The sequence below is a fragment of the Pantoea sp. AG1095 genome (genome assembly GCF_003208415.1).
In the GTDB taxonomy this organism is placed as follows: domain Bacteria; phylum Pseudomonadota; class Gammaproteobacteria; order Enterobacterales; family Enterobacteriaceae; genus Pantoea; species Pantoea leporis.
Genome location: NZ_QKMJ01000017.1, coordinates 38,638 through 62,978, shown reverse-complemented (window position 1 = coordinate 62,978; position 24,341 = coordinate 38,638). Strand labels below are relative to the sequence as shown.

The window sequence follows — 24,341 nt, the reverse complement described above, 5'->3', positions numbered from 1 at the left end:
TGCCAATACTCCTGTTTTATTTTTTGGAGGCGTGTGATGTCACTTCTGTCTGTTATCACTCTGCCGTTGCGGTTACGCGCGCGGTTCTCCCCGCGTATTCCTCTGTGGCTCACCAGTTTACGTAGCCAGTTTTTGCTGTTCATTGCGCTGTTCTGCTTGCTGCAGTTTGCCGGCGTGCTGCTACTGGATACCCGCGTTAACCAGACGCAAACCTCGTTGCAGCAGTCGAATCAACTGCGCGAACGTCTGGCCCTGCTGGATAAAGCGCGCATCGAACTGCTTACCGCCAGTGATAACAGCCATCGCGCTGGTATTTATCTGATGCAGGATCAACAAAGTGGCTCGGTGGATAGCTGGAAAAGTCTGGCGGCGGCAGCCGATGACTCGTTGAAGCATGCGCAACAACAGTTCGTCGCCTACCACGCCCATGCGGATAGCCCGCTGGCGCAAGGCTTCGCCATGCTGGCGGCAGGATTGCAGGAGCAGCTGAAAGGATTAGCGGCCAACGACATCAACGCCTTTTTTATGGTGCCGATGCAGGCATTTCAGCAGCAGTTTAATGATGCCTGGTTCAGTGAAATCGAGCAGGCCAATCAGCAGCTCAGCAGCGTGAATCAAAACACCCTCAGCACCTTGAAGCAGAGCCGCAATCTGTCGCTGATGGTCAGCGCGATACTGATGGCGCTGTTAGTGCTGGCGTCCAGCCTGCTGATGCGCGGCGTATTGTTGCCGCTGCGTCGCGCGAATGCGCAGCTGGAACAGATCGCCACCGGTGATCTGGTCGATGCGCAAAACCTTCCGCGTCGTCAGTCGCTGGAAACGCGCCAGCTGTTCCAGTCAATCGAGACCATGCGGCGCGGCTTGCAGCAGATTGTGCGCGACATCAACACGGTGGCGGTCAGCGTGGCCGCCGGCGCAGAAGATATGCAGCAGTACAATGAGAAAGTGATGCAGCAACACCAGCAGCAAAATGCCAGCTTCCATCATCTGTCGCAGCGCTTAGATCGCGTTTCTGAAGAGGTGGAGATTGGTGCCCAGTTCTCGCAGCAGGCGACGCAGGAAGCGCAATCTGCCGATGCGTTGATGCGTAACTGCGCACTGGAAGTCGATAAGATGGAAATCCAGATGCAGCAAATTGTCACCGCGTCGGATGATATCGCCGGGATTGTTGGCATGCTGGATGACTTGTCGATGCAGACGCGTTTGTTATCGCTGAATGCCGCAATTGAGTCGGCACATGCCGGCGCTTACGGCCGCAGCTTCTCGGTGGTCGCCAAAGAGATGGGTTTGCTCTCGCAGCAAAGCGGTGCCTCGACGCGCCAGATTGACGGATTGATTCAGCATACGCAGCAACATGTGCATGCTGGCTTCGATAAGGTAAAAGCGCTGGAGGTGCTGTTCGCGCAGATCAGCAGCGCGGTGTCTGGCGTGGTGACGCAGTTGAACGAGCTACAGCACAACAGTGCTGCGCAGAGTCATCGGGTGAAAAAGATTGCGCTGGAAGTGGTGGAGATGAGCGGACAGCTGCAGCAGAACGAAGCGCTTAACGCCCATCAGGTGCAATCGGCAGTGCAATTGCGCGCCTTATCGGACCGCCTGGCGCAGCGCGCGCAGCAGTTCCGTATTTAATCTGCAGGCATAAAAAAACCCGTCAGTGACGGGTTTTCTGCTTATTTCTTCTTCTTACTTTTCTTCAGCAGCGCACGAATCTGCTTCAGTTCCGCAGCGGAGAGCTGATCTTCCACCGCTTCCTGAGTATCCAGACTATCAATGGCCGGTTGCGCACCCGCATCTAAACTGGCCTGCAGGCGATTAACGATCTCCTGACTCATGGAGATTTGGTTATCGGCGGCTAACTGTTTGATGTGCTCTTTCAGTGCCGGGTCAATTTTGATGGTTAAGTTAACGGTCTCGGTCATTTTCATACTCCCTTTTGATTTACAACAACGTAGCGGAAGCAGGTGAAAGTTAACAGACTGTCATAAAAATTTAATATTACGAGTGTATGGGGCTGAAATCTCTTAACACCGATTCATCGATGGAGGTCAGATTGCCCTGCAGCTCGGCGCAAAGTTTGCCCATGTAGTGGACGAGAAAATCGGCGTTATGTTCCGCCAGCAGGCGTCCAGCTTCGGTTTGCATGGTTTGCGGTAAACCCAATAGCTTTTTCTGGAAGTGATCCAAGGTCCACTTCACATCATCCAGTTCCCGATCTTTTCCTAACGGATCTTCGCTATCAAACAGCGGACGACCTAACGCGCCCGCCGTATAGAAAACGCGCGCCAGGCCGATAGCACCTAATGATTCGAGACGATCGGCATCCTGCACGATTTTCGCTTCCAGCGTTTGCGGCGCGATACGCGCACTAAAGCTGTGAGCCTGCACCGCGTGCGCAACGGCATCCAGCCGTTCGAACGGGAAGTCGGGGAAATCTTGCTGCAGTATGCGGCGCGTCTCTTCCGCGGCATAAGTTGACGCTAAATGACGTTCGGGATGGTTTTTCGGCAGGTTGACCACATCGTGAAAATAGCAGGCGGTCATCACGACCATAGGATCGGCGTCACTGTGCTGCATGATGCGCTTAGCACTCATCCAGACGCGGCGCAGGTGCGCGATATCGTGGGCTTTGTCGTCGTGCAGCCAGTTGAGCTGCAGCCAATTCTCGTAGCGTTGTTGCCAGTGAGTAAGTGACATCGTGCTTCTCCTGTTATTGCTGTTATCTACGTTCCTGCGGACATCATAGCGGCCTGGTCATGACACTTTTTTTACATCCGTCCAGGCGGTGCCAGGCGTAAAAATGAGATCCCGATCTTGTTATAACGCTGTTAACGCCGCTTGCACAGCAGCCATTGCGATTTCGGTATTTCCTTAGTGCGTTTTAGTTAAATAACTCTGTTCAATAGGTTTAATATATTCGCGTCATCAACAAATTTCGCTTTAGGGATAAATTCCAGTTATCTATGCTGATAAATGGGGCTTCTTAGAGGCAGATCAACACGGCATAATCTGAAAAGGTTCCCATAATGGCCTTTATAACGTACTGTATCTGGAAAATTTATGGCTTCTGATCCCTTGCAAAGTCCTTATCAGCACACATTTTGCTTATGAACCATTTTTTACATCTAAAATTGCCAGAATAGCCTGATACTAAGTCGACAAATTATTAAGCAAACTGATTCAAACCCATTATGCTAGCTCTCACATCTACGGATGTTAGGGGATTCTTCGCAGTTTCCGGGTTTGTGACACATTAAGAGGTATGCAATGAAAGAACGGCCGATTCTTTTTTCCGAACAGCGGGTACGCGCCCTGCTGGTTGGCCAGCAAACGCAGACCCGGCGCATTATGAAAACTCAAGCCTTTGGTCCGGGTCAGGATCATCATGAAGGCGTACACGCATTTGATGTCAGTGCCAATCATCTGCACGGCTATAAATTGATGTCGATGACCGATGTCAGTTCGCACTGCCCATTTGGTCAGGCGGGCGATGGTTTGTGGGTACGTGAAACCTGGCGCGGCCCGATCGTGCCGGAGGCGATGCTGGCGGATTACGAACGCGATCCTCTGCCGTTCCGCAATGCGGCTTACTGCCAATATCGCGCTGACAGCAATGAATTGGGACAGCTGGATGAGAATATGCAGAATGCCGAGCAGTTTGGCTGGCAAACCGCGATTCATATGCCGCGCTGGGCCAGCCGCATCGACCTGCAAATCACCTCGGTGCGAGCCGAGAAGATTCAGGACATTAGTGAAGATGACATCATGGCGGAAGGCGTGCAGACCGATTCGCACTTCCTGAATAACTTTTTCACCATGAATATGAATTCCGAATCGCCAAAAGAAGCGTACCGCAAAGCGTGGCAGAAACAGTACGGCGCCACCAGCTGGGAAGTGAACCCGTGGGTTTGGGTGATCGCGTTCCAGCGGGTTGAACGATAAGACGTCCCCTCCCCCTAACCCTCTCCCGCGGGCGGGCGAGGGAACCGTTTTTAGCGATGTAGAAGTTTGGGGAGCACGTGAAGATTTGCACAGTAAGCTCCCTCTCCCGCCTGCGGGAGAGGGTTGGGGTGAGGGCAAACTTACTTTCCCGCTTTGCCACGCCAATCACAGACAAATCCCCCATTAACTGGTTGAATCTTCGGCTTTGATTCCGCGCTGGTAATTTCCCCTTTGCCGCGCCAGGATACTGTTTTCGTCTGAAGAGTGAGTGACGCAATGTTCAAATGGCCGTGGCATGCGCAAATAGAGACTTCAGTACTGGCGCTGCCCTGGCAACAGGCGCTGGCGCAGCCGATCTTTTCACTGCTCGATCCTGATGAAAAAACCGCGCTGGTTACGCTGGCGCAACGCTTCCTGCAGCAGAAAAAAATCTCGCCTCTGCAAGGCCTGCAACTCGATGAACTGTTACTGACGCGTCTGGCGCTGCTGTTCTGTTTGCCAGTGTTGAAGCTCGGTCTCGAATGGCTTGATGGCTTTCATGAAGTGCTGATCTATCCTGAACCTTTCAATGTCGACGATCGCTGGGAAGATGATAACGGCCTGGTGCATCACGCGCCGGCGGTGCACGCTGGACAAAGCTGGACGCAAGGTCCGGTGGTGCTGAATGCGCTGGATATTCAGGATTCGCTCGATCTCTCCGGCTTTAACCTGGTGATCCACGAAGTGGCGCATAAACTTGATGCGCGCGGCAGCGGCTATACCAGCGGCATTCCGGTGATGGCGCTGCGCGATGTCGCCAGTTGGGAGAAAGATCTGCTGCAGGCAATGGCGGAGATTGAAGCGGAAGTTGAGTTAGTCGGTGAACAGGCGGCGACCATCGATCCTTACGCCGCCAGCGATGCGGCTGAATGTTTTGCGGTGCTGTCGGAGTATTTCTTCAGCGCACCGGATTTACTGGCTAACCGTTTCCCGGCGATGTACCGCCATCTGCAGCAGTTCTATCGTCAGGATCCCCTGGCGCGACTGGCGATGCTAACAGCAGAACCTGCTTAAATCGCGATCGCTTTGTACTAATGCTAGCCAGTTGAATACAAATGTGTTTTAAGCTGTTGACACCTGCAAGGGGCGCCATTAATATTCGCCTCGTTCACACGATTCCTCTGTAGTTCAGTCGGTAGAACGGCGGACTGTTAATCCGTATGTCACTGGTTCGAGTCCAGTCAGAGGAGCCATATTTAGAGAAGCCCGCTTAGGAAACTAAGCGGGCTTTTTGCTTTTACACTTCCGTCCAGCCGCGCAGCAGGTTGTGATACATGTTCAGCAGCGACAACAGCTCTTCGCTATCACCGTGACGCGCTTTCAAGCTTTGAATATTGCGATCCAGCTCGAACAGCATGGCACGCTGTTTATCGTCGCGCACCATCGACTGAATCCACAGGAATGAAGCGACGCGCGCACCCTGGGTAACCGGCGTGACGCAATGCAGGCTGCTCGACGGATACAGCACCAGATGGCCCGCTGGCAGTTTCACCTTGTGCTGACCATACGTGTCTTCAATCACCAACTCACCACCTTGGTAGCTTTCAGGTTCGCTGAGGAACAGCGTGGCGGAGAGATCGGTTCGCATCCAGCCCGCCGCGCCGTTATGGCGTACCGCGCCATCGACATGAAAACCGTAGGTTTCGCCCTGCTCATAACGGTTAAACAGCGGTGTGGAAATCGATCGTGGTAATGCAGCGGAAAAGAACAGCGGGTTGTTGTTCAGGGCCTGCATCACCGCGGTTTGCAGCTGATCGTACAGTGGCGTGCGGGTATCGATCTGCTGATTGTTTTTCACCGTCGCGCCCTGGCTGCCGACCGTCGCCCTTCCGTCGATCCATTCGGCCTGTTGCAGCAGCGTGCTAAAACTCGCTACCTCTTCCGGCGTCAGTACAGCAGGAATGTGATACATCATCGCGTTGTTCTCTCAAAAATTGTGGGGCGCGCACGCCCCACGACGTTAACTTAGAAATGCACGTTTGCCGTCAGCAGGAAAGTCCGTGGCTCGCCTGGATGGTAGCGATAACCGCTCTTATTGATTGACGCAACATAGTTGGTATCAAACAGGTTGTACACGTTGAGCTGCAGATCGAGGTTGTTGTTCACCTTGTAGCCCAATTTGGCATCGGCGACCCAATAACCTTCGGTGTGATCCGGCGTACCGACCGCACCATCGCTGCCGCGACGCAGGCTGCCCACATAACGCGCACCGGCACCGACTGAAATCGCATCGGTTGCCTGATAGTTGGTCCACAGCGTAAAGGCGTGCTTCGGCGTGTAAGCCAGCGCAGAAGATCCATCCTGCGATACGCTATCCCCTTCGGTCACTGACGCATGCTGCAGGGTATAGCCGGCGATCACTTCCCAATCTGGCGTGATGTTGCCAGTGGCTGAGAGCTCATAGCCTTCCACACGTTTTTTACCGGCTTGCGAATAGGTGCCGTCGTCGTTAGCGGTGACTTCATTTTCAATATCGGTACGGAACAGCGCCGCGTTCAGCAACAGACGTTTATCCAGCACCTGCCATTTGGTGCCCACTTCGCTGGACTTGGCTTTCTGCGGTTTGAAGTCGGTGCGGTTCGCGCTGTTGCCGGTGCCGCCCGCGGCCAGTGCAAAGCTGCTGCCACCTGGCGGTTGCTGAGAAATGGCATAGTTAACATACACGTTGCCCTGCTCGGTCAGACGATAAAGCGCACCGGCTTTCCAGTTCACCAGATTGCCCGATTTCGCGGTATCCACGGTGGTAACCGGCGTATTGCGCGGCACGCCAGCTGGGCACGTCAACGCACCGCGTCCGGTGCCGCCACAGGCGGTCGCGCTGTCATACTCAGTGTGATAGTTATCGAGACGAATGCCGCCGTTTAGTTCAAAACTTTTGGTTATCGCGAGCGTATCAAAGGCGTAAATGCCTGCGGTATCGGTTTGCCCGTTAGCATTGGCACCATTCCTGTCCAATCCACCCACCGAAATGCTGCTGATGGGATGGTAGATATTAACCGATGGCGGCGTGATCGCATTGACGCCGTAGTTGGTTTGATTTTCACGCGTAAACTCCACGCCCGCGCTGACATCGTGCCCAACCGAACCGGTGTAAAACTTCGAGGTGATGTTGGTTTGGTTGGAGAGAATGCGGTTGCTGATGTCTTTGGTGTTCGCCAGGCGCGACCAGCTCCAGCTATTCACATCGTTCCGGTTCGGGGCAGTGATATTGGTGGCGCCGCCCATCACCGCCGTCAGCAGATATTCCTGCTTCACGCGTGACCAACGCGTGGTGTTGCGGATGGTGGTGCTGTCGTTAATATCGTGCTCGAAGCGTATGGTGGCGCTGTCGGTGGTCGATTTATCAAAGTCAGAATCGGTGCCGTAATAGTTACTGGTCGCGACTTTGCCAGAATTGTTCAGTGCCGATGTCGCCGCATTCGGCGCCGAATAGCCCGGCAGGCCAATGGTTGGAATGCCGCCATCGGGCGTATTATTTTGATGCACATGCAGATAGTTGAGGTACAAGCGCGTTGCAGTATCCAGACCCAACGCCAGCGATGGCGCTACGCCATAACGCTCGTTCTGCACGTTATCACGCGCCGCATCGTGAGTTTTCTCACCCATCAGATTGAGGCGGAACGCGGCGTTGTCATTGATCGCCTGGTTGTAATCCAGCGTGCCGCGACGCATCCACGCGCTGCCAACGCTGACTGAGGCGTCGAGCCCGCTATCGAGGCGCGGCTGTTTGCTGATCATATTGATCGAACCTGACGGCGCGCTGCGTCCGTAATCGGTGCCCGATGGCCCTTTAATCACTTCAACCTGCTGAGTGTTGAAGGTATCGCGCGTCACGCTACCAATATCGCGAATACCATCAACGTAAATGCTGTTGGAGGTATCAATGCCGCGCATATACACCGCATCACCGGTTGTAGAACTGCCGTTTTCCCCCGCATAGAACGCGCCCACGCCCGGCACGTTTTTCAGCGCGTCGGTAAGATTGGTTACGCCCTGATCTTTAATCACCTGATCCGGAATCACCGTCATGGTGCGGGTGGTATCCACCAGCGGACGATTGAATTTCGGATCGGCAGATGCGTTGGGGGCATACAGCGATGGCGTATGCGCTTCAACCACTAAGGTATCGTCAGATTTTTTGTTGGCATTTTCTGCCGCTAATGCGGCAGCAGGAGAAATACCAATGCAAAGCCCGGTGAACAAGGTCAGGGAATTGAAGCTGCCAAACGGCAGGTTGCGATTTTTATCCATTTTTAAGGGAGTGAGTTTCTTGTAATGATTGACGCGCACATCACATCAGCGGATGGCCTGGCGCAGAAGCATTCCGGCGGCAAGGCGTTGAGCTGGCGTGACACCTAAATGATAACGCCAATGGTTATCATTTACTTTTCTATCTTACACGCACGCCGCGAGTTAGGAATACATTTCTTTACGAGAAAATTACGGAATCAAGACAATTGATAGAGAGTGTGAAAATCTGATGAATTTTTTTGAACGAAGGGTCAAATTTCAGGCATAAAAAAACCCGCTGGCCTGGAGCGGGTTCTTTTATTCAACAGCGCACAGCTCATTCCAGTAGCTGTAGCGAATCACATGATGCAGGCACTCATCTCTCATAATAGCGATACACCGAAGGATGGAACTCAACACCGTACAGCTGGCTGATGGGAATCAGCAGGTCGATATGATTACTGAGATCGAATTCGCGCTCTTCTGCGGGTCCAGTCTCGCCATTGATCAGTTGGTTAAACCACTGCTGCAAGAGGTGTTTCATTGTCAGCTTCTCCACAAATGATTGACGCTGACAGTAAACCGTATTCTCTCCTATAACCAAACCGATTAGTTGTGCGCTTCATTGCCAATTAATGCATATACGTAGAGCCCACAATGGGCACCAGCCAATGCCCTATCCCCTGCTCTTCGCCATCATCTTGCGGTAATTGTTCAGCCATTTGCCGCTGTTGAGTCGCCACCAGAAAAATACGCCGCGCACCGTCCAGTCGAGGAACATGCCGAGCCACACGCCTATCACGCCCATTCCCAACACAATCCCAAGGAAATAACCGGCTACGACGCGGGCGCCCCACATGCTAAACATTGACACATACATGGTGTAACGCGCATCGCGCGCGCCTTTCAGGCTGGCGGGCAGCACCCATGAAGCGGTCCAGATCGGCATAAAGGCGGCATTCAGCCAAATCAAATGCTTGGTAACTGAAATGACTTCCGGATCGCGGCTGTAAAACTGCGCGAGTGTTCCGGCGAGCGGCACGGTGATCAGCGCCAGCGAACACAATCCAATCATCGCCAGCCAGAACACGTGTTTGATTTGCCGTTCAGCCTGCATCACCTGATTCAGCCCCAGCCTGCGGCCGGTAATGATGGTCGACGCCGATCCCAGCGCGTTACCCGGCAGGTTAATCAGCGAAGCAATCGAGAAGGCGATAAAGTTACCGGCGATCTCATTGGTACCCATGCCAGCAACAAAAATCTGCGTCAGCAACTTACCGCCGTTAAACAGCACCGATTCAATACTGGCGGGCACGCCAATGCCCAACACTTCCATCAGAATATTGCGGTCCCAGCGCCGGAAATAGCTGGCGATGGAGATTTTCAGGGCTGGCGTAATGCCGCGATACAGCACATAAATCGCCGCTGCTGCACCGATGTAGCGCGAGATGGTTAAGCCCAATCCAGCACCAACAAAACCCATGCCTTCCCATCCCAGGCAGCCGTAAATCAGCACGCTACTGATCACGATGTTGAGAATGTTCATGCCGCCGTTGATCAGCATCGGGATTTTAGTATTGCCCGCACCACGCAGCGCGCCGCTGCCTATCAGCGCAATCGCCGCTGCGGGATAGCTCCACGCCGAGGTTTGCAGATAGCTCAGCGCCAGCTCTTTCACTTTGGGATCGGCGCTGCCGGCAATCACATCAATGATCAAATGCCCCCAAAACTCGATGGCGATCACCAGCACAAACGCCAGCGCGGTCATCAATCCCAGCGACTGTCTGGTAGCGGCTCGCGCCCGTTTGCCGTTGCGTTTCGCCAGGCTGAACGCCACCACCACCGTGGTGCCGAGATCGATGGCGGCAAAGAAGGAGATGATCACCATGTTGAAGCTGTCGGCCAAACCGACGCCCGCCATCGCTTCTTTACCCAGCCAGCTCACCAAAAAGGTACTGAGGACGCCCATCAGCATCACGCAGAGGTTTTCGATAAAGATGGGCACGGCTAATGGGGTGATTTCTCGCCAGAACAACGTACGGTAAGCGCGGCGCTTGGGATACCACGCCGTGTTTCTGACCGCCCGCATCACTGCTACGTCAGGATTTTGCAAGGGATTACCAAATCACTTTGGAGAGGAAGAAGAGTAATAATGATGATAGGCCACTGAGAATTATGCAAAGTGTTTCCCCTCACCATTTAATCATTATTACAAACTTTTTGTCGCCACCACCGCAGGATCGGCTGCGCCGCCCAAATAGGCGCTGCGCACGTCGTCATTATTGAGCAGCTCTGCGCCGCTGCCGCTCAGGCGAATCTCACCGTTCACCATCACATAGCCGCGATCGGCTAGCTGCAATGCATGGCGGGCATTCTGCTCCACCAGAAACAGCGTCATGCCTTGCTGGGTCAACTCGCGCAGAATGCCAAAGATCTGCTTCACCACAATCGGCGCGAGGCCAAGACTGGGTTCGTCGAGCAGCAACAGCTTAGGTCGACTCATCAGCGCGCGGGCAATCGCCAGCATCTGCTGCTCGCCGCCCGAGAGCGTCATGGCGCGCTGCTTACGCCGCTCCAGCAGACGCGGGAACAGCTGATACATGCGATCTTTGTCCTCTTTAACAAAACGTTCGCCGATAGCGATGGTGCCCATCAGCAGGTTCTCTTCCACCGTCATATCAGGGAAGATGCGTCGTCCTTCCGGGGCCTGCGCAATGCCGCTGGCCGCGATGAAGTGCGTCGAACGCTGGCTGATCGCTTCGCCGCGCAAGCGGATCTCGCCGCTGGCAATGCGCGGCTGACCAAAGATCGACATCAGCAGCGTGGATTTTCCCGCGCCGTTAGCGCCAATCAGCGCCACGGTTTCGCCCTGATTCACCGTCAACGACACCTGTTTCAACGCCTGCAAAGGACCGTAAAACACATCGACTTGCTCAAAAGCCAGCATCGGTTCAGCCATGATCGCTCTCCTCTTCTGCGCCGAGATAGGCGGCAATCACTTTGGGATCGTGACGAATTTGCTGCGGCGTGCCCTGGGCAATCACATCGCCATGATCGAGCACTACGATGTGATCGGAAATGCGCATCACCATGGGCATGTCGTGTTCAATCAGTAACACGCTGATGCGATGGTCGGCGCGCAGACGATGCAAAATCGCGCTCAACGCCTCGGTTTCCACCGGATTCAGCCCAGCCGCCGGTTCATCCAGACAAATCAGTTCCGGTCGCGTACACATGGCGCGCGCGATCTCCAGCCGCCGTTGCTGACCGTAAGAGAGCGTGCCCGCCAGGCGGTTGGCGCTGGCGACCAAATCGACGTTTTCCAGCCAGTAAAAAGCGCGATCCAGCGCGCGATTTTCTGCTTCGCGGTAGCCGCGCGTGTTCAGCACGCCCGCCAGCAGCTGACGATTGACCTGCATATGCTGTGCCACCAGCAGATTCTCAATCACCGACATTTCGCGGAACAGCCGGATATTTTGAAAGGTACGCGCCAGCCCGGCGCGGTTCACCAAATGCGCGCCGCCAAACATCTTGTACCAGAGCCGCGAGCCGAGCCGTGTAGGATTGATCCAGTCACCTGCATGAATTTTTTGCCCCAGCACCTGAATCACATCGGTGCTGCGCTGATTGGCGTTGAGCACAATGCGTCCGCCAGTGGCGCGATAAAAACCGGTCAGGCAGTTGAATACCGTGGTTTTACCGGCACCGTTAGGACCAATTAATGAGGTCACCGAACCGCGCTCCACCGCCAGGCTGACGTCATTCAGCGCCTTGATGCCGCCAAAGCGCATCATCAGGTTGTCCACTTGCAGGATGGCATCACTCATGGCGCACTCCTTTTCGCAGTGGCACGCCAACGCGTGCGGTGCGCACCAGCCCACGTGGCCGCCAGATCATCATCAGCACCATTAGCATGCCGAACAGCAGCACGCGGTATTCGGCAAAGCTGCGCAGCAGTTCCGGTGCCACCGTCAGCACAAACGCTGCCAGCACCACGCCGAGCGTCGATCCCATCCCACCAAGCACCACAATGGCGAGAATCAGCGCCGACTCAAAAAAGGTAAACGAGGTGGGATTAACGAAGCCCTGATAGCTGGCAAAAAACACCCCGGCGATGCCCGCCGTTGACGCGCCCAACATAAAGGCTGAAAGCTTTACCAACACATGATTAAGGCCCATCGCGCGGCAGGCAATCTCATCTTCACGCAGCGCTTCCCAGGCGCGGCCAATCGGCATACGCGTCAGGCGATGCTTGATCCACAGCACCAGCAACACCACCAGAACCAGCACAACATAGATAAAGATAAATTTCATATTCGGGTTGTAAGTGACGTGCAGAAACTCGTGATACGGCACGCCGCCATCGCGCGCGCGGCGGGCAAACTCGAGGCCAAAGAAGGTCGGCGACGGCACGGAAACCCCGTTCGGGCCGCCGGTAAAGGCGACCCAATTGGTCAGCACCAGACGAATGATTTCACCAAAGCCGAGCGTGACAATCGCCAGATAATCGCCGTGCATGCGCAGCACCGGGAACCCGAGCAGCGCGCCAGCAAAAGCTGCCAGCAGCGCCGCCAGCGGCAGCATGCTCCAGAAACCCAATCCGAGATATTGATAGCCAAGCGCCAGGCCGTACGCTCCGATGGCATAAAAAGCCACGTAGCCGAGATCAAGTAATCCGGCGAGCCCAACCACAATATTCAAGCCCAACCCGAGCAGCACATAAATCAGGCCGAGAATCGCCACCGTCAGCAGATATTTACTGGAGAGAAACGGAAAGGCCAGCGCCACGATCAGCAGCAGCGGCAATATCCAGCGCAAACGCGAACGATAGCCGGGCTCGCGCACGTAAACCCCGTCATCGCTGCTGGCAAACTTGCGCATGATGCGCTGACCAACAGGCGCGTGCAGAAACAAACTGAACAGCAAACGCCCCGCCATCACCACCGCCACCAGCAGCGCCACGCGCTGTGGCGACAGTTTGAAGCTGTAACCGTCGAGCACCACGCCAACAATCGGACCAAATACCACCAGCGCTACTAACCCCGCCAGCAGCGTATCGAGCAGCGCCTGGCGCACAGGATTTTGCGTCATTGCATTCATCGGGGCTTCCTCACACTTTAGCGACCAGCGGACGTCCCAGCAGTCCTTGCGGGCGGAAGATCAAAATCACCACCAGCAGCGAAAACGAGAACACATCTTTGTAGTCAGAATTCACCATCCCGGCGAACTGCGCTTCCGCGACGCCCAGCAGCAATCCTCCAAGCATCGCGCCCGGCAGCGAACCGATGCCGCCGAGCACCGCAGCGGTGAACGCTTTGATGCCAATGATAAATCCGGCGTAAAAATCAAAGGTGCCGTAATTCATGGTCACCAGCACGCCGGCCAATCCCGCCATCGCCGCACCAATCACAAACACCAGCGAGATAACGCGATCGGTATTGATGCCGAGAATGGAAGCCATGCGTCGATCCTGCTGCACTGCACGGCAAATACGCCCGAGTTTGGTGTACTGGATAATCCAGGTCAGCAGCGCCATGCCGCATAACGCCGCGATCAGGATGAAGATTTTGGTCCAGGTGATTTGCACCACGCCACCATCAAATTCCATGCGCAACACGCCGGTCAGCAACGTCGGAATGCCCTGCTGATTTGGCCCCTGACTGAGCTGCACATAGTTCTGCAAAATCAGTGACATGCCAATTGCTGAAATCAGCGGCGCGAGGCGCGTCGAATTGCGCAGCGGTCGATAGGCGATGCGCTCAATCGCCCAGCCGTAAGCCGAGGTGACGATAATGGTGAAGATTAAGGTGCCGAATATCAGTAGCGGGAAGGAGTGAATGCCAAAAAAGCTGAGTAGCGATAAGCCAATGGCACACAGATAGGCGGAGATCATATACACCTCGCCGTGGGCGAAGTTGATCATGCCGATAATGCCGTAAACCATGGTGTAACCGATGGCGATCAGGCCATACACGGCACCGAGCGTTAAACCGTTGATCAGCTGCTGTAAGAAAAAGGCGTCCATAATGTCGTCTCGTACTCAATGGGAGCGCACACCTCGCGCGCAATCGCGAATGGCCCCGCACTGTACGGGGCCGCGTGGCACATTACAGCTGGTGATACTTGCCTTTGTCGTCCCATTGATACACGACGTAATCCGACACCTTGAGATCGCCTTTACTATCCCAGCCTTTTTTGCCCATGACGGTATCGACGCTGTTGGCTTTCAGCCAGTCGCTGGCCTTGGCGTTGTCTTTACCGGCTGCTTTGTAAGCGGCGGCCAGCGTCTGCACGGAGGCGTAGGCATACAGGGTGTAACCTTCTGGCTCAAATCCGCTGGCGCGGAATTTGTCGATGACCGCTTTGCCATCGGCGATGGTGCGCGGATCGTTGCCGAAGGTCATGTAGACGCCTTTGGTGTATTGCGGGCCGCCTGCTGCCGTCACCATCTCTTCCGTCACAATGCAGTCACCGGAGAAGAAAGCCGCATTAACGCCCTGCTCACGCATCTGACGCACCAGCGGACCGGCTTCGGGATGACATCCGCCGAAATAGACCACGTCCGGTTTCAGCGCGCCGATCTTGGTTACCAGCGCATTGAAATCTTTCTCACCGCGCGACAACCCTTCATACAGCACTTCTTTTACGCCGCGCTTCTCAAGTGAGGCTTTGGTGGCATCCGCCAAACCCTGGCCGTAAGTGTCTTTGTCATGAATGATGACCACTTTCTTCGCTTTCAGCTTGTCGATGATGTAATCCGCGGCGATAGCGCCTTGCTGGTCATCACGCCCACACATGCGGAATAGGGTTTTCATGCCGCGTTCGGTAATTTTCGGGTTGGTGGATCCGGGCGTGATCGCTAAAACGCCGGCCTCATCATAGACTTCCGAAGCGGGCATGGTGGATGAGGAGCAGAAGTGGCCGACCACCGCCATCACTTTATCCTGATCGACCAATCGGTTAGCGACGGATACCGCCTGCTTCGGTTCACACGCGTCGTCGCCCTGCACCAGCACGATTTTCTCGCCGTTGATGCCGCCTGCCGCATTGATATCCTCCGCGGCCTGGCTTGCGCCTTTCCAGTATTGCGCGCCGTACGTCGCATTAGGCCCAGAGAACGGACCCGCCACACCAATTTTAATATCTGCCTGAGCGTAAAAGGCCACGCTTAAACAACCTGCAATCGCCACCTTCATTGGGTGTTTTATGAATTTCAAAGACATGCTTTCAATCCTCAACGGGTCAGGAACGGAGCCATACCACGGCCTGGGAGAAATCAATTTCTGAAACTTCGGCAGAACAGAGTGCGGCCTCCAACACCCGAAGAGTCGCCATTTATGGCAACCTGCTTTAAGAACGGGATAGATTCATTAAGGCCACGGTTGAAAACTAAGCAATAAGCTCGCCAATACCGCGAAGGTGGACGATTTATTACTCGGGCATCGCTCCAGAACAGGAGACACGCGATGTAACATCCCTGCTGATCATAAACATAGCCGCGGTTACGCCACGCACCAGCACCGTGATGGTGCAGAATGCGGTCGATCACAGATTCTTCATCGTAGCGCAGGGTTTATCCGCTATGCTCTGGTGAAAACGGTCCATGTTTCTGAAGGAGAACCCATGAATACACAACGGAACGGATTGAGCAGCCAGCAAGCGCTGGACGAACTAGAACGCCTGTACGACGCAGCCGTTGACGCGCTGCGCAACGCCATTCGCGATTTCACTGCCACCGGACAGTTGCCGGATGAGGCCGCGCGTCAGCAAGGGCTGTTTGTTTATCCGCAGCTGCGCATCACCTGGCTGGGTGAAGGTCCGCAGCAAAATCGCACCCGCGCGTGGGGACGTTTTACCCATACCGGCAGCTACAGCACCACCATCACGCGCCCGGCGCTACTGCGGCACTATCTCAGCGAGCAGCTGCAGATGCTGGAGAAGGAGTACGACGTGCTGATTGAGGTCGCGCCTTCACAGCAGGAAATTCCTTATCCTTATGTGATTGACGGCTTGTCACTGGACCGCTCAATGAGCGCCAGCATCGCACGCCATTTCCCCACCACCGAACTGTCGCAAATCGGTGATGAAACCGCCGACGGCCTGTTCCACGCCAATGCGATTTTCCCGCTGTCGCACTTTGACGCCCTGCGCACCGATTTCTCACTGGCACGCCTGCGCCACTACACCGGCACGAGCGTAGAGCACTTTCAGCCGTTCGTGCTGTTTACCAACTACACGCGCTACGTCGATGAGTTCGTGCGCTGGGCGATTGAGCAGGTGCAGGATCCCACCACGCCTTACGACAGCCTGGCCTGCGCCGGTGAAGTGGTGATCACCGCCGATACGCAAGACCCGACGGCGATGATGTCCGATCTGGCGTGGAAGAAGCACCAAATGCCGGCATGGCACCTGACATCACCGAATCGTCGCGGCATTACGCTGGTGAACATTGGCGTGGGCCCATCCAATGCCAAAACCATCTGTGACCACCTGGCGGTGATTCGTCCGCACGCCTGGCTGATGATTGGCCACTGCGGTGGACTGCGCGAAAGCCAGACCATCGGCGACTATGTGCTGGCGCATGCCTACCTGCGCGACGACCACGTACTGGATAGCGTACTGCCGCCAGATATCCCAATCCCCAGCATCGCCGAAGTGCAGCGCGCACTGTATGACGCCACCAAAGCGGTCAGCGGCATGCCCGGCGAAGAAGTTAAACAGCGCCTGCGCACCGGCACCGTGGTCACCACCGATGACCGTAACTGGGAGCTGCGCTACTCCGCTTCGGCGCTGCGCTTCAACCTGAGCCGCGCCGTAGCGGTTGATATGGAGAGCGCCACCATAGCCGCGCAGGGTTATCGCTTCCGCGTGCCTTACGGCACCTTGCTATGCGTATCCGATAAACCGCTGCATGGCGAGATCAAGCTACCGGGCCAGGCAAACCGCTTCTATGAGGGCGCAATCTCTGAGCACCTGCAGATTGGCATCTGCGCGGTAGAACTGCTGCGAGCTGAAGGCGACAAGCTGCATTCGAGGAAGCTGAGAACCTTCAACGAGCCGCCGTTTAGGTAATCATGATGAGTTCTGGCCCATGAAGGGCCGGAACCGTGCAGTAAAGCGCGTCATGACATTTTCAAAACGATATTCTGCACAAACCACGCCAGCACCAGAAGGCCGGTCGGTATCATGATTTTCCAGGTGATGCTGTTGTTGAAGGCAGATATTCTATCTTCCAGCTGATTGAATCTCTGATCAACTCTTTCGAACTTCTCATCAATCCTTTCAAACTTCTCATCAATCCTTTCGAACTTCTCATCTATCTTTCCAAACTTCTCATCTATCTTTTCGAACTTTTTATCGAATTTGTCTTCCATCCGCTCAAACTTTTTATCGAGACGTTGTTCAAGCGCCCCCAGCTCGCCCATAATCTCCACACGCATCACGCCCTGCTCGGCCCTGACCTTTTCGATATCCGCTTTAGTCGCAAAATGCTCTGAACGCGCAGTTAGCACAGCAACATCCATCTGAATCTGCTGCGTGGTTTTTTCCAGCTCTTCAACTCGTTTGGTGAGTTGTTCCATTTGATGATCTCCTTTGTTACCAACGTCAAAAATAAGCGGTGGGAACACACGAGTTGTATTGCTAATGGGGTAATCCATCACCGAATCCTCTTCCATCGCGCAGCTCAATCTTTCCACCACACTGTTAGTGAAACAGATTTGCGCAGCGTTAACATTCCACGATCCCGCCATTCACAGCACATTTTTTGCGGGCAGGTTCAAATAACACGCACAGCCTGGGCTGTTTTGAGAGGTAAGGAAAGTGAGCATCAAAAAGGATTGCGAAGTGTCACGCAGAAAATAAACGAAGGGATGCAACAGCAGACACGGAAGCCCGAGCGGGCTTCCGTTAAGCAACATTTACGCGCTCAGCCAGCCCAGTTTGATAACAAACAGAATCGACAAAATGATCAGCGCCGGGTTGACCTCTTTGGTGCGGCCGCTCAGCAGTTTCACCACCGTCCAGGTGATGAAGCCGAACGCAATACCGTTGGCGATCGAGTAGGTCAGCGGCATGGTCAGCGCGGTCACGGTTACCGGCGCGGCGGTGGTGATATCTTTCCAGTCAATATCCGCCAGGCCAGACGCCATCAGCACCGCCACAAACAGCAGCGCTGGTGCGGTGGCATAAACCGGTACGCTGCCCGCCAGCGGCGAGAAGAACAGGCTCAGCAGAAACAGAATCGCCACCACAATCGCCGTCAGGCCGGTGCGGCCACCGGCGCTGACGCCGGCAGCAGATTCCACATAGCTGGTGGTGGTTGAAGTACCAAGCAGCGAGCCGAACAGCGCGGCGGCGCTATCTGCGATCAACGCACGGCCCATTTTCGGCACGTTGCCCTGCTCATCCGCCAGACCGGCGCGCTTGGTCACACCCAGCAAGGTGCCGGTGTTATCGAACACGTCCACGAACAGGAAGGCGAAGATTACGCTCACCAAACCGACGTTAAAGGCACCGGCGATATCCAGCTGCATAAAGGTTGGCGCGATAGAGGGCGGAGCGGAGAACACGCCGCCAAACGGTGTCAGGCCAATGCCCATAGAAATGAAGGTCACCACCAGAATGCCGATCAGCACCGCACCGGTAACGCGACGCGCTTCCAGCACCACAATGATGAAGAAGCCGAGCAGCGCCAGCAGCGGACCCGGTTTGGTCAGGTCGCCCAGGCCAACCAGCGTTGCTGGGTTATCCACCACGATACCCGCGCCTTCCAGCGCGATAATCGCCAGGAACAGACCGATACCGGCACCAATACCGGCACGCAGCGGCAGCGGAATACTGTTAATAATCCACTCACGGATTTTGAAAAGCGACATGGCAAAGAAGATCACCGCCGACAAGAACACCGCGCCCAGCGCGACTTGCCAGGTGTAACCCATATGCAGCACCACGGTGTAGGTGAAGAAGGCGTTGAGGCCCATGCCCGGTGCAAGTGCAATCGGATAGTTAGCGATCAGGCCCATTAACACACAGCCAATCGCCGCCGCCAGACAGGTCGCCACGAAGACCGCACCTTTATCCATGCCGGTTGCGCCGAGAATGCTCGGGTTAACAAACAGGATGTAAGCCATTGCCAGGAAGGTGGTGATACCCGCAATGATTTCGGTGCGAACCGTGGTGTTGTGCGCTTTTAGTTTGAAGAGTTTTTCTAACATCATCATCTCTCATGAGCGGAGTCGGCACGAATGCGCGCGCTCCTTGCCAATGTGGTTTACATGCTTATTGTTGTTTTGAAAGCGAAGCAAACTGGACAACAGGTTGTGAAACCTTGCGCTTTCCCCTGTCCATATAGCAATAGCTATGCCACTCCCCTACGCAATCGATTACGTTTTCATTTGCGGCTGCGGCTAAGATTATTCTGAACCAGAATGAGGCGCGATTATGGTGCATTGCACCAGCGCCGCGCAATCGTTTTCCTACCTGACGATGGTTTGGCAAAAAGAGTGCGGCACTGCACGCTTCCGCACTCTGCCAGGCGATGGCGCTCACGTTTCTGTTGCCTTAATCAGCAGGTAAAAAACATCGGGTTACACTGCTTTTAACCCTTTCGTAACAAAAGAGGCGCATCCATGAAGCCCGCGATTCTGGTGGTCGATGATGATCGTGCAGTGTGCGAATTGCTGCACGATGTGTTGAATGAACATGTATTTACCGTTTATTGCTGCCATCAGGGTAAAGATGCGCTAGCCCTGCTCACGCTACACCCGGAAATTTCACTGGTGATGCTGGATATGATGCTGCCAGACACCAACGGCTTGCTGGTGCTGCAACAGATGCAGCGGCAGCGTCCCGATCTGCTGGTGATCATGTTGACCGGCATGGGTTCGGAAGCGGATATGGTGGTGGGGCTGGAGATGGGCGCGGATGATTACATCGCCAAGCCGTTCAACCCGCGCGTGGTAGTGGCTCGGGCACGCGCGGCGCTGCGACGCTGCGGACGGCTGGCGCAGCCGGAAGCGTTAGCAGATGAAGGTTGGCAATTTAACGGCTGGCGCCTCGACGATGCGCGCTGCCAACTGTTCAATCCGCAGCGTGAAAGCGTGCCGCTAACGCAAGGTGAATACACGCTGCTGCGCGCGCTGGTGGCGCATGCGCGCAAAGTATTAACCCGCGATCAACTGCTCGAACTGACGCACAGCGAAAGCCTTGAGGTGTTTGATCGCACTATTGATGTACTGATTATGCGGCTTCGACGCAAGATAGAAATCAATCCGCATCAACCGAACCTGATCCGCACCATTCGCGGTCTCGGCTATGTTTTCTCCGCCGACGTGATGCGTCCGGCTTCTTCGGCACGTGAAACGCAAATCGCCTGATCCATCCAGCGCTGCATCTCGGCTAATGGCCGCGTGCCGTCCAGCGCGTTGGCAGCATGCAGATTAAAACAGGCGCAGGTGTGCGCCAGCTTCAGCGTTTCCGTCAGCGACCAGCCTTCATGGCTGGCATAGAGCACACCGGCGCAAAACGCATCGCCCGCCCCCACGCTGCCAACGATCTCTTCTGGCGCTAAGCACCACGCCGGTTGCCAGCGCTCTTCGCCGTCCGCTTGCTGGCCCCACGCGCCTTCGGGTGCGTGGATCACCACCCGCTGACGTACGCCTTGCTGCATTAGCCAGGTAGCCGCCTCGGCAAAAGCTTCGGGGGCGGCAAGCCCGTGCGGCGTGCGCAAACTGATGCCGGTGAGTGATTGCGCCTCCAGTTCGTTGATCACCAGATAATCGAGCCAGCGCAGCGCAGGCACCACCAGCGGTCGATATTCGCCCACGCGCGATACCAAATCGAGGGAGGTGAGATAGCCGCGCTGCTGCATCTGCGCCAGCAGCCGTGCGCTGCGCGTGCCGTATTGATCGTCCGGCACATCAAGGCTATCCAGCAGCAGTAAATACCCGAGATGGAAGATGCGATGGGACGTGAAGACGTCGGCGAAGTGCGCCAGATCGAGCTTGCCATTGGCGCCGCGCGCATGGAAGAAGGTGCGCTGGCCATCCGGCGTGGTCATCACCTGCGTCATCGCCGTATTGATGCTTGCGATGCGCTGCACAAACTGGCGGTCAATGTGATGATCGTCCAGCAGTTGCAGAATGTAGTCGCCGTCGCTGTCCTCGCCCACCATGCCGACGCCCGCCAGCGGCAGATTCAGCTGCATGCGCGCCAGCGTAAACAGTACGTTGAGCGCCGCGCCGCCGCTGCACTTCTCGCTGTGCTGAATCTCGGTTAGCCAACCTTGTTCCGGCCAATGGCTGATGCGCTGCACGTGATCCACCAGCATGCTGCCGGCACCGATGATTCCGTTACGCACCATGCGGTTATGCCCTCCCGGCGCTGCCGAATACCTGCATCTGCTGCGCCACCACGTTGGCGATGTCGCGCTCTACCGCCATCAACAACTCAGCAAAGGCGTCGTAGCGCGCATCGCGTTGGGCGATCTGCGCTTCAATCGCCCCAAGCGCCGCCTGCGACATGCCGGTATAAAAATTGATTTTGTTGATGCCAAGGCTGACGGCGCGGCGGAAATCCGCGTCGCTAATGCCGGAACCGCCATGCAGCACCAGCGGAATGCCGGCCGTCGCGCGAATCGCTGCCAGCCGGTCGAAGTCGAGTTTGGGTTCGCCTTTGTATTTGCCGTGCGCATTGCCAATCGCCACCGCCAGGCAATCAATGCCGGTGGAGTGCACAAAATCAGCGGCCTGCGCCGGATCGGTAAATTTATCGCTGTCGGCCTCGCCAAACAGCGCACCGCCTTCATCGCCGCCCACCGCACCGAGTTCGGCCTCCACCGACACGCCGAGCGCGTGACACATCTTCACCACCTCGCGCGTCTGGCGCACGTTCTCCTCGTAGCTGAGCGTCGATCCATCGAACATGACCGAGGTGAAGCCAAGGCGAATCGCCTGCATCACCGCCTCAAAATGCAGGCCATGATCGAGATGCAGCACCACCGGAATAGCGTGCAGCGCCGCTTCGGTGCGCACCGCGGCGACCAAATGCTCGAGGCTGACATACTTAAAATGCACTTCAGCGATGCTGATAATAAACGGCGAGCGCTGCCGCTCAGCGGCCTGATAGAGCGCGCGCAGGAAATGGGTGTCGAGGACGTTAAACGCGCCAAGCGCGTAGCCGTTCTGTTGCGCATGGGCCAAACCCTGCGCCAGTGAAATCAGTGCCATATCAGGCTCCTTTAGGCCAGCCAGCGGTGATATTCGTTACACAGCAGCCAGCGTGGTGCTTCATCTTCATCCAGCGGATTGAAGCGCGCCAGCGGCGTGAGAAACACGTTGTCATGTTCGTCGTCATTGGGCATCGAGACTTCACCCACCAGCACATCGCCGTAGCCCTCTTCGCCCCAAAAGCTGTGCCAGATGCCCGGCAACAAGGTAACGCTTTCGCCCGGCGATAAACGCAGCTGCGAACCGGCGGCGTGGGTTTGGCGGATGCCATCGAGTGTGACGTTAACCGCCGTATCAGCCAGCTGATTGCCCGCACGGTTATGCAGCGTGACGATCAGATTGCCGCCGCCGCGATTGATAATGTCTTCCATCTTTTGCGGGTGATAATGCAACGGCGTGACCTGCCCTTCGCGCACATGCATGATTTTTTCGGCATAAGGTTTGGCCCACGGCTGGCCACCCCGCGAACCGTTGCGCAGTGTGAACAGGGTTAAACCGGTTTGATTGAAATCGTCAGCGCCGAAGCTGGTGACATCCCAGCCAAGATGCAGCGCCAGCAGTTCATCGGCGTCATGTTTATCGAGCGCGCGCCACTGGCTGAGGCCGTAATCGGCCCACGGCGGCAGATGCACATCCTGACGCATAAAGAATTCGCGGGTGCGTTGTAAGATCGCATTCACTTCTGAGCGTTGCATCTTCTCCTCCTTTCCACGCTGTCCCTCACCCCAGCCTTCTCCCGCAAGCAGGAGAGGGCGCTATTTGTCCCCTCTCCCATTTATGAGAGAGGGTTAGGGTGAGGGACAGCGGCTGCTTACTTCACCGTCCAGCCTTTGTAGCTGCTGACGCTGTTACGATCGATCATCGTCACCGGAATCAGTACCGGCTTATCTGGCGCGGGCTTGCCCTGCAGGATGTCATAGCCGATCTCCACCGCTTTCGCCGCCATCACCTGCGGGTCCTGCGCTGGCGTGGCCACGAACAGCGAGCCTTTGCGTTTCAGCGCCTCTTCACCGTCTGGCGATCCATCGACGCCGACAATAAAGAACTCATTGCGTTGCGCCTGTTTCGCCGCCAGATCGGCACCAATTGCCGTTGGGTCGTTAATCGCGAACACTGCATCGATCTTCGGATTGGCCGACAGCAGGCCGGTCATCACTTCGAGGCCACCTTCGCGGCTGCCTTTGGCGTTCTGGTTGTAGGAGAGCAGCTTGATGTCCGGATGGGTTTTCAGCTCGGTCATGCAGCCTTCGACACGGTTCTGCACCGCAGAAACCGGCGGTCCATTGATGATCACCACGTTGCCTTTGGCCTTCAGGCGGTCGGAGATGTATTTACACGCCATGGCACCGGCGGCGGTGTTGTCAGAGGTGATAGTGGCGTTAGCGCCGTCTGCCGCCACGTCGACCGCCACCACCACAATCCCGGCATCACGCGCACGTTTTACCGCGGGCGCGATACCTTTGGAATCGGCGGCGTTAAGGATGATCATGTCCACTTTAGCGGCGATGAAGTTGTCAATCTGCCCCACCTGCTGGCCGAGATCGTAGCCGCTGGAGACCAGCGTTACGTTGACTTTGTCGCCCGCCAGTTCACGCGCTTTCAGCTCGGCACCTTTGGTGATCTGCACGAAGAACGGGTTGGCGAGATCGCCGACGGTCACACCAATGGATTTCAGCTCTTTGGCCTGCACCAATGGCGCGCTCAAAAGCGTAGCCGCCAGCAGTCCGGTTAGAATCGGATTAAAACGCATAGTCGATGTTCTCCTGCTTTTTGGTTTTTATGATTAGTGCTCGCTGTCCCCCATCCCGGCCTTCCCCCGCAAGCGGGGGAAGGAGACGTTGCCACATGCAGCTTCAGTACGAGCATGTGGCAGCATCTTCCTCCCCCATTAATGGGGGAGGACCG

General features: G+C 55.9%; 23 protein-coding genes and 1 tRNA gene. 6 read left to right on the top strand and 18 right to left on the bottom strand.

Annotated elements, in window-relative coordinates; translation table 11 throughout:
• Nucleotides 1-36: 36 nt before the first annotated feature.
• Nucleotides 37-1,629 (top strand): methyl-accepting chemotaxis protein, encoded by a 1,593-nt coding sequence (locus DEU53_RS22090; RefSeq protein ID WP_110868366.1) that lies wholly within the window; start codon nt 37-39, stop codon nt 1,627-1,629.
• Nucleotides 1,630-1,670: 41 nt separating this feature from the next.
• On the opposite strand, the gene DEU53_RS22085 is transcribed toward DEU53_RS22090, so the two are convergent.
• Both DEU53_RS22085 and DEU53_RS22080 read right to left on the bottom strand, forming a co-directional pair.
• The gene (locus DEU53_RS22085) at nt 1,671-1,919 is read right to left on the bottom strand and encodes a hypothetical protein (protein WP_008105442.1); all 249 of its coding nucleotides are present in this window, start codon (nt 1,917-1,919) and stop codon (nt 1,671-1,673) included.
• Nucleotides 1,920-1,995: 76 nt separating this feature from the next.
• A complete protein-coding gene (locus DEU53_RS22080; protein WP_110868365.1) occupies nt 1,996-2,694 on the bottom strand; it encodes a phosphohydrolase in 699 nt (232 codons plus the stop codon).
• A 570-nt stretch (nt 2,695-3,264) separates the two neighbouring features.
• On the opposite strand from DEU53_RS22080, the gene DEU53_RS22075 reads away from it, so the two are divergent.
• The 3 genes from DEU53_RS22075 to DEU53_RS22065 all read left to right on the top strand — a co-directional run bounded on the left by DEU53_RS22075 (nt 3,265) and on the right by DEU53_RS22065 (nt 5,171).
• Nucleotides 3,265-3,939 carry a hypothetical protein gene (locus DEU53_RS22075; RefSeq protein WP_101763938.1) on the top strand — a complete coding sequence of 225 codons (675 nt, stop codon included), beginning with the start codon at nt 3,265-3,267 and terminating at the stop codon, nt 3,937-3,939.
• A gap of 276 nt (nt 3,940-4,215) precedes the next feature.
• Nucleotides 4,216-4,992, top strand: coding sequence for a DgsA anti-repressor MtfA (gene mtfA, locus DEU53_RS22070; protein ID WP_101762794.1), 777 nt, complete (start codon nt 4,216-4,218; stop codon nt 4,990-4,992).
• A gap of 103 nt (nt 4,993-5,095) precedes the next feature.
• Nucleotides 5,096-5,171: transfer RNA gene (locus tag DEU53_RS22065), tRNA-Asn, on the top strand.
• Nucleotides 5,172-5,215: 44 nt separating this feature from the next.
• On the opposite strand, the gene ybiX is transcribed toward DEU53_RS22065, so the two are convergent.
• The 9 genes from ybiX to DEU53_RS22025 form a co-directional block, all read right to left on the bottom strand.
• The gene (gene ybiX, locus DEU53_RS22060; RefSeq protein WP_110868364.1) at nt 5,216-5,893 is read right to left on the bottom strand and encodes a PKHD-type hydroxylase YbiX; all 678 of its coding nucleotides are present in this window, start codon (nt 5,891-5,893) and stop codon (nt 5,216-5,218) included.
• A 50-nt stretch (nt 5,894-5,943) separates the two neighbouring features.
• Nucleotides 5,944-8,229, bottom strand: a complete 2,286-nt coding sequence (locus tag DEU53_RS22055; protein WP_110868363.1) for a catecholate siderophore receptor Fiu — start codon at nt 8,227-8,229, stop codon at nt 5,944-5,946.
• 355 nt (nt 8,230-8,584) lie between these two features.
• The gene (locus tag DEU53_RS23105) at nt 8,585-8,752 is read right to left on the bottom strand and encodes a hypothetical protein (protein WP_167391193.1); all 168 of its coding nucleotides are present in this window, start codon (nt 8,750-8,752) and stop codon (nt 8,585-8,587) included.
• 132 nt (nt 8,753-8,884) lie between these two features.
• Nucleotides 8,885-10,297, bottom strand: coding sequence for an EmmdR/YeeO family multidrug/toxin efflux MATE transporter (locus DEU53_RS22050; protein WP_110868362.1), 1,413 nt, complete (start codon nt 10,295-10,297; stop codon nt 8,885-8,887).
• 120 nt (nt 10,298-10,417) lie between these two features.
• Nucleotides 10,418-11,167, bottom strand: a complete 750-nt coding sequence (locus DEU53_RS22045) for an ABC transporter ATP-binding protein (protein WP_110868361.1) — start codon at nt 11,165-11,167, stop codon at nt 10,418-10,420.
• Nucleotides 11,160-12,035 carry an ABC transporter ATP-binding protein gene (locus tag DEU53_RS22040; RefSeq protein ID WP_110868360.1) on the bottom strand — a complete coding sequence of 292 codons (876 nt, stop codon included), beginning with the start codon at nt 12,033-12,035 and terminating at the stop codon, nt 11,160-11,162. The genes DEU53_RS22045 and DEU53_RS22040 overlap by 8 nt, the downstream gene beginning before the upstream one ends.
• Nucleotides 12,028-13,308 carry a high-affinity branched-chain amino acid ABC transporter permease LivM gene (gene livM / locus DEU53_RS22035; protein WP_101762800.1) on the bottom strand — a complete coding sequence of 427 codons (1,281 nt, stop codon included), beginning with the start codon at nt 13,306-13,308 and terminating at the stop codon, nt 12,028-12,030. The genes DEU53_RS22040 and livM overlap by 8 nt, the downstream gene beginning before the upstream one ends.
• A gap of 10 nt (nt 13,309-13,318) precedes the next feature.
• Complete coding sequence (locus tag DEU53_RS22030) at nt 13,319-14,233, bottom strand: branched-chain amino acid ABC transporter permease LivH (RefSeq protein WP_110868359.1); 915 nt, start codon at nt 14,231-14,233, stop codon at nt 13,319-13,321.
• 82 nt (nt 14,234-14,315) lie between these two features.
• Entirely contained in the window at nt 14,316-15,431 is a 1,116-nt protein-coding gene (locus DEU53_RS22025) for a branched-chain amino acid ABC transporter substrate-binding protein (protein WP_101762802.1), read from the bottom strand.
• A gap of 400 nt (nt 15,432-15,831) precedes the next feature.
• Here DEU53_RS22025 and DEU53_RS22020 point away from each other — a divergent pair, with 400 nt between their 5' ends.
• Nucleotides 15,832-17,280 (top strand): AMP nucleosidase, encoded by a 1,449-nt coding sequence (locus tag DEU53_RS22020; RefSeq protein WP_110868358.1) that lies wholly within the window; start codon nt 15,832-15,834, stop codon nt 17,278-17,280.
• 50 nt (nt 17,281-17,330) lie between these two features.
• On the opposite strand, the gene DEU53_RS22015 is transcribed toward DEU53_RS22020, so the two are convergent.
• The 3 genes from DEU53_RS22015 to DEU53_RS22970 form a co-directional block, all read right to left on the bottom strand.
• Nucleotides 17,331-17,867, bottom strand: a complete 537-nt coding sequence (locus tag DEU53_RS22015; protein ID WP_233501835.1) for a hypothetical protein — start codon at nt 17,865-17,867, stop codon at nt 17,331-17,333.
• A gap of 261 nt (nt 17,868-18,128) precedes the next feature.
• Nucleotides 18,129-19,427 carry an NCS2 family permease gene (locus DEU53_RS22010; protein WP_008105472.1) on the bottom strand — a complete coding sequence of 433 codons (1,299 nt, stop codon included), beginning with the start codon at nt 19,425-19,427 and terminating at the stop codon, nt 18,129-18,131.
• Nucleotides 19,428-19,488: 61 nt separating this feature from the next.
• The gene (locus DEU53_RS22970) at nt 19,489-19,758 is read right to left on the bottom strand and encodes a hypothetical protein (protein ID WP_137386057.1); all 270 of its coding nucleotides are present in this window, start codon (nt 19,756-19,758) and stop codon (nt 19,489-19,491) included.
• Nucleotides 19,759-19,838: 80 nt separating this feature from the next.
• Here DEU53_RS22970 and DEU53_RS22005 point away from each other — a divergent pair, with 80 nt between their 5' ends.
• Nucleotides 19,839-20,585 carry a response regulator gene (locus tag DEU53_RS22005; RefSeq protein ID WP_110868357.1) on the top strand — a complete coding sequence of 249 codons (747 nt, stop codon included), beginning with the start codon at nt 19,839-19,841 and terminating at the stop codon, nt 20,583-20,585.
• Here DEU53_RS22005 and DEU53_RS22000 read toward each other — a convergent pair.
• The 4 genes from DEU53_RS22000 to DEU53_RS21985 form a co-directional block, all read right to left on the bottom strand.
• Complete coding sequence (locus tag DEU53_RS22000) at nt 20,522-21,571, bottom strand: carbohydrate kinase family protein (protein ID WP_110868356.1); 1,050 nt, start codon at nt 21,569-21,571, stop codon at nt 20,522-20,524. The two genes, DEU53_RS22005 and DEU53_RS22000, sit on opposite strands and share 64 nt — an antisense overlap.
• 4 nt (nt 21,572-21,575) lie before the next feature.
• On the bottom strand, nt 21,576-22,436 hold the full coding sequence (locus DEU53_RS21995) for a ketose 1,6-bisphosphate aldolase (RefSeq protein WP_101762806.1): 861 nt from the start codon (nt 22,434-22,436) through the stop codon (nt 21,576-21,578).
• Nucleotides 22,437-22,447: 11 nt separating this feature from the next.
• The gene (locus DEU53_RS21990) at nt 22,448-23,131 is read right to left on the bottom strand and encodes a D-lyxose/D-mannose family sugar isomerase (protein WP_110868355.1); all 684 of its coding nucleotides are present in this window, start codon (nt 23,129-23,131) and stop codon (nt 22,448-22,450) included.
• A gap of 116 nt (nt 23,132-23,247) precedes the next feature.
• Nucleotides 23,248-24,186 (bottom strand): ABC transporter substrate-binding protein, encoded by a 939-nt coding sequence (locus tag DEU53_RS21985; RefSeq protein WP_101762808.1) that lies wholly within the window; start codon nt 24,184-24,186, stop codon nt 23,248-23,250.
• Nucleotides 24,187-24,341: the final 155 nt, after the last annotated feature.

Coding starts and splice junctions, on each gene's coding strand:
- DEU53_RS22090 (WP_110868366.1), top strand. CDS start 37: ATGTCACTTCTGTCTGTTATCACTCTGCCGTTGCGGTTACGCGCGCGG.
- DEU53_RS22085 (WP_008105442.1), bottom strand. CDS start 1,919: ATGACCGAGACCGTTAACTTAACCATCAAAATTGACCCGGCACTGAAA.
- DEU53_RS22080 (WP_110868365.1), bottom strand. CDS start 2,694: ATGTCACTTACTCACTGGCAACAACGCTACGAGAATTGGCTGCAGCTC.
- DEU53_RS22075 (WP_101763938.1), top strand. CDS start 3,265: ATGAAAGAACGGCCGATTCTTTTTTCCGAACAGCGGGTACGCGCCCTG.
- mtfA (WP_101762794.1), top strand. CDS start 4,216: ATGTTCAAATGGCCGTGGCATGCGCAAATAGAGACTTCAGTACTGGCG.
- ybiX (WP_110868364.1), bottom strand. CDS start 5,893: ATGATGTATCACATTCCTGCTGTACTGACGCCGGAAGAGGTAGCGAGT.
- DEU53_RS22055 (WP_110868363.1), bottom strand. CDS start 8,229: ATGGATAAAAATCGCAACCTGCCGTTTGGCAGCTTCAATTCCCTGACC.
- DEU53_RS23105 (WP_167391193.1), bottom strand. CDS start 8,752: ATGAAACACCTCTTGCAGCAGTGGTTTAACCAACTGATCAATGGCGAG.
- DEU53_RS22050 (WP_110868362.1), bottom strand. CDS start 10,297: ATGCGGGCGGTCAGAAACACGGCGTGGTATCCCAAGCGCCGCGCTTAC.
- DEU53_RS22045 (WP_110868361.1), bottom strand. CDS start 11,167: ATGGCTGAACCGATGCTGGCTTTTGAGCAAGTCGATGTGTTTTACGGT.
- DEU53_RS22040 (WP_110868360.1), bottom strand. CDS start 12,035: ATGAGTGATGCCATCCTGCAAGTGGACAACCTGATGATGCGCTTTGGC.
- livM (WP_101762800.1), bottom strand. CDS start 13,308: ATGAATGCAATGACGCAAAATCCTGTGCGCCAGGCGCTGCTCGATACG.
- DEU53_RS22030 (WP_110868359.1), bottom strand. CDS start 14,233: ATGGACGCCTTTTTCTTACAGCAGCTGATCAACGGTTTAACGCTCGGT.
- DEU53_RS22025 (WP_101762802.1), bottom strand. CDS start 15,431: ATGTCTTTGAAATTCATAAAACACCCAATGAAGGTGGCGATTGCAGGT.
- DEU53_RS22020 (WP_110868358.1), top strand. CDS start 15,832: ATGAATACACAACGGAACGGATTGAGCAGCCAGCAAGCGCTGGACGAA.
- DEU53_RS22015 (WP_233501835.1), bottom strand. CDS start 17,867: ATGGATTACCCCATTAGCAATACAACTCGTGTGTTCCCACCGCTTATT.
- DEU53_RS22010 (WP_008105472.1), bottom strand. CDS start 19,427: ATGATGTTAGAAAAACTCTTCAAACTAAAAGCGCACAACACCACGGTT.
- DEU53_RS22005 (WP_110868357.1), top strand. CDS start 19,839: ATGAAGCCCGCGATTCTGGTGGTCGATGATGATCGTGCAGTGTGCGAA.
- DEU53_RS22000 (WP_110868356.1), bottom strand. CDS start 21,571: ATGGTGCGTAACGGAATCATCGGTGCCGGCAGCATGCTGGTGGATCAC.
- DEU53_RS21995 (WP_101762806.1), bottom strand. CDS start 22,436: ATGGCACTGATTTCACTGGCGCAGGGTTTGGCCCATGCGCAACAGAAC.
- DEU53_RS21990 (WP_110868355.1), bottom strand. CDS start 23,131: ATGCAACGCTCAGAAGTGAATGCGATCTTACAACGCACCCGCGAATTC.
- DEU53_RS21985 (WP_101762808.1), bottom strand. CDS start 24,186: ATGCGTTTTAATCCGATTCTAACCGGACTGCTGGCGGCTACGCTTTTG.